Below are 7,208 nucleotides of genomic sequence, written 5' to 3'. Positions count from 1 at the left end.
GGGTATGAATCAATGCTTTCCTACTACCAGAATACGCAACCTTCGATTCGATGAACCGCCGTATACGAGACCCGTACGTACGGTGGTGTGAGAGGTGCACCAGTGGGCTATTTGCTCACTGGCCATCTACTCGATTGTGCGGTCGTACTTTTTATTTTTCCTTCCGCGCGTTGGGACAGACACACTTATTGACAAGCTTTGACTTGTGCGGCTGCTTTGAGCGGCTTGGCAATGTGTGTGGCTGTTGAGTGTTGGCTTATTCATTGTCAAAATAGTCATTCACGTATTCAAACGGGATTTTTTCTTGTTCAAGTCGCCAGTTGTTCTCTTTCAATATGTCGTATAGTTCTTGTTCATTGTTTGTCAAGTTAAGTTTTACTGAAATATTTGTTGGTGTACCGTTATCGTTTTCAAAATACTTATCAAAGGTTTTCTTGTCCATCAAAACACTTTTCGAATGAGGAAAGTAGCCCCTGAATTGAGATAAAATTTCAAAGCCTTGAGCATCTATATCTCCCCAATACTGTAAATCTATTCCGTTGAACCATTCCACATTTTTTAAGTTGATAACACTGTATCCACTACCAAATATTGCAATTGTATCATTCATTTTCGGAAGAGTTAGTGTTGTGTAAAGGGTTGTTTTGTTTTCTACGACCAATACTTTTCTTATTGGCAGATCCATTATTTCAAATTGACCAACTGGAATAGCTATGTCATCAAGTCCTGAGAAGAATTTTTGACTTATCTCTTTGTCGAGTACCTTAAACCGGATTTGTGGTTCGGCATATTTCAAGTTAAACCTTTTCTCAAATAACTTTTCGTCTATTTTGATATGTGCTGAAATAAGAATATCAAGTAATTCTCTGATTACGCCTTGATTCTTCTCCAAAAACTTTGTATGAACCTTTATTGGTAATTCTCTTATGTACAAATTTGGTTTGGGATTTTGTTTGAAGTATTTACATACTTTCAAAATACTTTCCCAATCGGCTTGATTAGCGATTACCTTCAACGGATTTTTAATTAACCAATCTTTTAAGTCTGGAAATATTTCAAGGATGTGCTTTGTGCTTTTACAGAATAACTCAACTTCATTTTTTCGACCTAAAAATTTCAAAAAGTCATTTTCGGTTTCAAAGAATATATTGGTTGGTAAGGCTTGAAGACCTAATGATTTTGTTTTTACATTTTGAAATTCCAATGAGTATCCAAAGCCCGTTTTTTCCTTTGATTGGCTAATAATTAACTGTATTTCTTTTTCAAATTCAGGGAATGAAGTTTTGGTATATGACTTATCACCACGAATAACCAATTTTTCAAAGGGCTTGTTGTCAACTAGCGATTGAAGATAGGAAACATATTTTCTTTCTGCCTTTTTCTTTATTTCCTGTGGTGAAATCATTGCAATACGTAGTTCGCTTTTTGTTCTTGAAATTGTTCAATAGGCATATCGTATAACCAAGAATGTCTTTCTTCCTTACGTTCTACAAAGTGAACGAATGAAATATCGTTTTCAACGATGTGAATATTATCACTTGGTGTAACCACCAATAATTGCAAATGAAGTTGCTTACATAGGGTTACCAAATATCTTGCTTTGTCTTCATCTTGTGCTTTAAACGCTTCGTCAATAGCAATAAATCGGAATGAATTACTTTGTAATCCTTCTTTAGTCAAACCAAATTGATAAGCAATTGCAGAGCCTAGAATTGTATAAGTAAGTTGGGCTTTCTCTCCACCAGAAAGCTGTCCCATAGCCTCATAAGTTTTGAATTTCTGATTGGTTTCTTTGTAAAATTCTTCGGCTTTGTAGTTGAACCACGAACGAACATCCATTACTTTTTTTCTCCAATCTTCTTTATCTAACTTTTCTATAAAGGGGTGAATGTGATTGTTAAAGTGATATTCTCTTCCTTCAATTGTTTTCTCCATTTGATAGACATTAGGAACGGCTTCTTCCAATAGTCTTCTAAATTCTTTTACTTCATCATTGATTTTATTCGGTGCTACAAGTTGGATATAAGTCTTCGGACTGTTTTTAAAATCAATAGCTTTTAGGGAATCGTTCAGATGCCTAATGTTTTCTTTGATGGTATCCGACCAGTTTTCAAAGAACATTCTAAAATCACCAACTTTATTGGTGATGGTTTCCTGCAAATAATCATTAAATTTCTTTTCAAATTTTGGAAGATTATCCTTTTCTAATCTTTCCAAAAACTTTTGGTACTCGCTGATAAATTCTAAGTGAGTTGATTCGGGCAAAGCATTTACATCAGAACGCCAGTCTTTGTATTTGCTAGTAATAATTTCAGTCGGCTGTTTAAATGCATTTATTTTTACGCTGACTTCTCGCTCGTTTTGTTGCTTTTGTTTATTTAGCTCTGCTATTTCTCTTGAATTATCGTCCTGGAAATTTTTGCGTCTTGCTTCAAAATTCACATACTCAATATTCAACAAATTGGGATTTTGTATTTCAAACTCTGAGCTATCCATATTACCCAAAGACTCAAAAATGGCTTTGTTGTCTTTTACCGTTTTATCAACATTATCTATATCGGTCTGTTTTTTTCCTTTAGCTAATACCTTGTTTTCAATCTCGACTTCAGAAAGTTGCTTCAACTTATCCTGCACATCTTTCAACTGCTCTTGTAATTTCTTAACTCTGTCATTTGTTTTTTCCAACGCTTCTTTCTGTTCCGTCTTTTCTTGTATTTCACGGGCATAAGATTGCCAATCTATATCATCATACTTGTCAAACTTTGAAAACAGATTGTGGCACTCATCTTTGAATGTTCCTAAATTTTTTATTTCAGAATTTTTACTTGCAATCGCCTTTTTGTTTTCGGTTTGTTGGTTTTGCAGATTGCCCAATTCTTTCTTTAAAGCCGCAATTTTCTCTTTATTATCCCAACCCAGAACATAGTTCTCTTTTCTCGAAATATGTGGACGGTCGTCTTTTTCGTGTTTCCCTTTTCTAAATTTTGTTAAACCGTTCTGCGTAATTGCCATTTCTGAATGGTGTTCAAATTCTGAAAGATTATCCACACAAGTAAAGTTGAATTGAGCTTCCAAATAATTCTCAATCCATTCATCATACTGCGTTTTGGGTTTTATTTCAATTTTATTGACTAAGGAATTTTCGTTAATCTCCTTATGTCGCATACTTTGGAGATAATCCTGCTGTTCGTACTTGTCGTAACGAATTCTACCTCTCAAGTCATTGTTGTTTACATACTGATTTACTTTTGAGTAGTACTTTGGCGGAACAATCAAACGCAAAGCAAAATTGTGAAGCACTTTTTCAACAGATGGTTCCCAAGCCAATTCATCTTCCTTTACTTTAATCAATTCGCCAATAAATGGGATTTCTTCTTTTGTTGCTCCAATGTTTTCAATAAGTTCCTCACGTATTCTAGCTTCATTTACAGGAATATTATTTTTGTTTTTTTGAAGCGTTTGAATGGTGTTTACTAATTCGTTGGCCGATTCGGTCAACTCATCTTCTTTATTTTTTATCGCTCGAAGGTTTTCGCTTTCATCATCAATATTTTGCTGAGTTCTTTGTTTTAACTGTTTCGACTTTTCACGATTTTCATTAAATATGCTTTCAATTGGATTGGTAGGCAGTTCAATGTTTCGAGCGATTTTGTTGTAATCATCAAGCTTCTTACTTCGATTCTCTTTTAATATTGTTAGGCTCTTAATCTCCTTTTCTAAATCTTTTATTTTGCTTCCGACTTCATCCTTTTCAATAGAAATAGAAATTGCTCTTTCTTCCTGCTTTAATTTTTCCTCTTTACTTCGTAATTCCGCTAATTCATCATTCAATCGTTGCAATTCTTCTTTGCATTTTTCTAATTCCTTTTGACCCAACTCAACACCTTTTTGGGCAAACCAATAAACAGCCGTCTCTTTTGAATACTCCAACTGTTTCAAGTTTTCTTGAATTTCCCCCAGTTTGTTAGCAATTTTATTAATTGGTGTAAGCTGTTTTATTTGTTCTTTTGCTTTTTCAATGTTGGTTTTCGCATCCATTAATGTGAGAAAGCTCTCTTTTAATTCAATGAATGCTTCTTCTGAATTTTTGCCATTCTCTGTGTACTCCTCCAACATATTAGTTCTGACAAACTCATCTAAATCTTCCAAGACTTTTACCCCGACAACTTGGTTGAATAAACTCAAAGCTTTTGTAGAACGCATTCCGAAAAGATTTGACATTCGTTCTGCATAAGCAGTTGGGCCGTCTAAAAATTCTATTTTTCGTTTGGATGTATTCGCATTGTAGATTTTATCTAATCGCTTTTTCCAATTTCCTTTACCGTCAAACTGACTGAAATCTTTTTCTATTTCAAGTGGAATGTGAGCAATACCGAATTGTCTTCTTAGTTCGCTGTTCGAAAACCAACGTACTTGGAATAATGTGATTTTCTTTTCATCTGTATTTTTAAAATGAGCAAGGATTACTGAATAAGTGCTTGTATCACGCAACTTTTGTGTAGAAGTAGAAGTTTTTCCTTCTTCTTGAATATTTCCGTAGTGCCCCAAAACATAAGTTTCTTCTGTGCGGTCGCCTTTTTTCTCAACACCTGAAGATTGATTATAAAAACGGTCTCTTTTAGCAGGAACTACTAAAGTTAACAAAGCATCTATATATGTGCTTTTTCCAGAAGCGTTTGCACCGGTCAAAAGCGAATTATTTCCTTGGGGATTTATTCTAAAAACTCTTTCATCAAAAGTTCCCCAATTAAAAACTTCCATATATTGAAGTCTGAACCCTGCTTTATCCGAACTTGTACTAAACAGACTCAACATATGCTTCTAACTTTGTTTTAAATTCTTTTAATATATCAGGGGTGATTTTTTCCTTGATTATTCGGTGTATCTGATATTTCGTTTCGTTGTCTTTTTTGCTGATTTCTTTCAAGTAGCCTAATTCAACTACTCTTTTTATGTAGTTGTCCAAATCTTTTTGAAATTTCAATTTGTTGTAGCCTTCTTGCAAAAAGAGTTCTAATTCGTCTTTTATTTCGGCATCAGTAATAAATTTCTCAGTAGCCAGCTGTGTCGGATTGCTATCAAATTCTTCTAAACTTTGTCTTAAAACTACAAGTACAATCGATGTTTCAAATCCAATTTGTCGCCTTTGAACTAAGCCAAGTGTTTTTCCTTCGTTGTCTTCAAATTGTTTTACAAACGCAAAACCATCGTCTTTTTTTACAATGAGTTCTAATCCAATTTTACTGATGTATTCTTGGATTTCAATTTGATAATTGATTATATCGTCCCACACGTTTGAAGAACGTTCGACAACGCCCTTTAGCAATTTTACAATTGCTTTACTGTACGGTGTTGTATTTTGCTCTAAAGTGCTCATTTGGTGAAAATAATTTCAGGGATTTTTATTTGTCTGTTGTTTTTAGAATCAAAAACGATTCTTTGGGTATTATCAGGGCTGATATAATGTTTAAAATCTTTTGCAATGCCTATGTATCCAAACAATTCGGGCAGCCCTTTTTCAAGTCCTCCGTAAATTTCAACAATATCTAATAGTGTGGTTTGTGATTTTTCATTCAAAACATCTTTAACTCTTTTCCGCAACAAAGCTTTGTCAATGTTTGATTGTGAAAACAACTTACCTAAATGCTCGGACGAAGTAATACTTTCATCCGCAATTTCTGGTTTACTTGTATAAATAATTTCTTCGCTTTGTTCTGCTGTTAATTTTCGTTCAAACGGAATGTTGATTTCGATTTCCATTTCCAGTTCAAACGAAGTTTCAGGTTTCCTTTTTGTTTTGCTTATTGCTACAAGCTGGTTCTTTATTTCTTGGATGATGATTTTGGTGGCTTCCGATTTTGAACTTTCGCTTTCACGAATAATACGGCTTAATTTTTCAGCCATTTTATCGTTGGCTTTATAGACCTTTTGACCTGAATTGTGAAGATGTCTTTTCATTCCTTTCAAGAACGGGTCATTGACAGAAATTGATTTTTCTTCTAAAGTTCTATACAATTCCTTAGTTAGAATTTCCCATCGGTTTTGCAAGTCAGGGTTTAAAATGAATGACCAAAATGCATAAAAGCTTTTTCCTTGCTGACTACTTTTCAGTTCATCCAAAGCATCAAAGGTAAATTCCAAGATATCGCTTTTGGTTAAACTACCGTCAGCGTGTTTTTGATAAATCCCCTTTGTGATTTCTTTGAAATTATCTTCAACCTCTTTAAAATCAGATAGTAATTCTTTGGCTGATTGATTGATTTGATTAAAGCGAGGAACAATTTCAAACTCTTCGAACACCTTTACATCTTCTCCAATTTTTATTCTCTGAATTTGCTGTTCAATTTCTAATTTCTTTTCTTCCAACAACTGAATACGTTTTTCAGCATCTTCATTGGTAAATTCAACCAATTCTTTCAATTGATTTAAAATGTTGTTGAACTTTGATTCAGTCCCAACAAATTCCTCTTTTTTTAAACTTGCCAACCAGTCTATAGTTTTGCTCGAATGAGCTGAAAGTTCATAAAAAACCTCTCCTTGTTCATCAGGGTAATTAGCTAAGAAGCCTTTGTTTGTCCAATGATGTATATATTTTTTTGCCTTTTCTTCGTAAGTGTCAAAAACGTTGATCTCGCTGTCCTCATCATTTTCAACTTGTTTGTACTCTAAGAAATCAGCTAATTGTATTTGAATATTATCTGACGAAATTGTGCCTTGTCCACTTGAAAAGGTATTTGTAAGAAATTCAATAATCATTTCTCGATTTCGCAAACGCAAAAGTTCAACACTCGGTGAGTTGTTTAGTGATTCTAATATTTTTGAGTTTCCATTCATTTTACTTCTGTTCAGCGGTGGCAAAAAACAGCTCTTTTGGTTTTTTTAGTGTTGGCTTTTGTGTCGGCAAAAACCAAATGTGCTGTTTGTGCGGTTGGCTCTTTTGTATGCCGCACAACGTTTGTGCATAAGCAGTGGCGGGTGTTCGAAGCGCGTCACTGTCCCATGAAACCAAACGTTATTTGAAAAACTAAACTACAAATTTACACTGAACCCCGCCATTGATTATGCACTTTGTGTGTGCCCAGCATGGGCATCTTTCCCTACATAAAAGTAGGGTATTAATTTATAGGGTGCAAGTCCCTTATGGGCGAGAGTCGTGTCTCGAACCATTAGTAAGCTGCAAGGTGGTTTACCATGAGGTATGCACTGAA

The 7,208-nt window shown here is 34.5% G+C and carries 4 protein-coding genes; all 4 read right to left on the bottom strand.

What is annotated here, in order from left to right; translation table 11 throughout:
• Positions 1-256 precede the first annotated feature (256 nt).
• From AAOP42_RS00085 to AAOP42_RS00070, 4 genes are read right to left on the bottom strand one after another with little or no spacing between them, the layout of a single operon-like run.
• Entirely contained in the window at positions 257-1,405 is a 1,149-nt protein-coding gene (locus tag AAOP42_RS00085) for a Wadjet anti-phage system protein JetD domain-containing protein (protein WP_349526414.1), read from the bottom strand.
• Positions 1,402-4,761, bottom strand: coding sequence for an ATP-binding protein (locus tag AAOP42_RS00080; RefSeq protein ID WP_349526413.1), 3,360 nt, complete (start codon positions 4,759-4,761; stop codon positions 1,402-1,404). Before AAOP42_RS00080 ends, AAOP42_RS00085 begins: the two co-directional genes overlap by 4 nt.
• A 37-nt stretch (positions 4,762-4,798) precedes the next feature.
• The gene (locus AAOP42_RS00075) at positions 4,799-5,377 is read right to left on the bottom strand and encodes a DUF4194 domain-containing protein (protein ID WP_349526412.1); all 579 of its coding nucleotides are present in this window, start codon (positions 5,375-5,377) and stop codon (positions 4,799-4,801) included.
• Positions 5,374-6,834 (bottom strand): DUF3375 domain-containing protein, encoded by a 1,461-nt coding sequence (locus AAOP42_RS00070; protein ID WP_349526411.1) that lies wholly within the window; start codon positions 6,832-6,834, stop codon positions 5,374-5,376. Before AAOP42_RS00070 ends, AAOP42_RS00075 begins: the two co-directional genes overlap by 4 nt.
• Between the last annotated feature and the right edge of the window lie 374 nt (positions 6,835-7,208).

It is taken from the genome of Reichenbachiella sp. MALMAid0571 (assembly GCF_040151475.1).
GTDB lineage: Bacteria > Bacteroidota > Bacteroidia > Cytophagales > Cyclobacteriaceae > CAXBNB01.
This window is presented reverse-complemented; position numbering and strand designations above follow the sequence as displayed.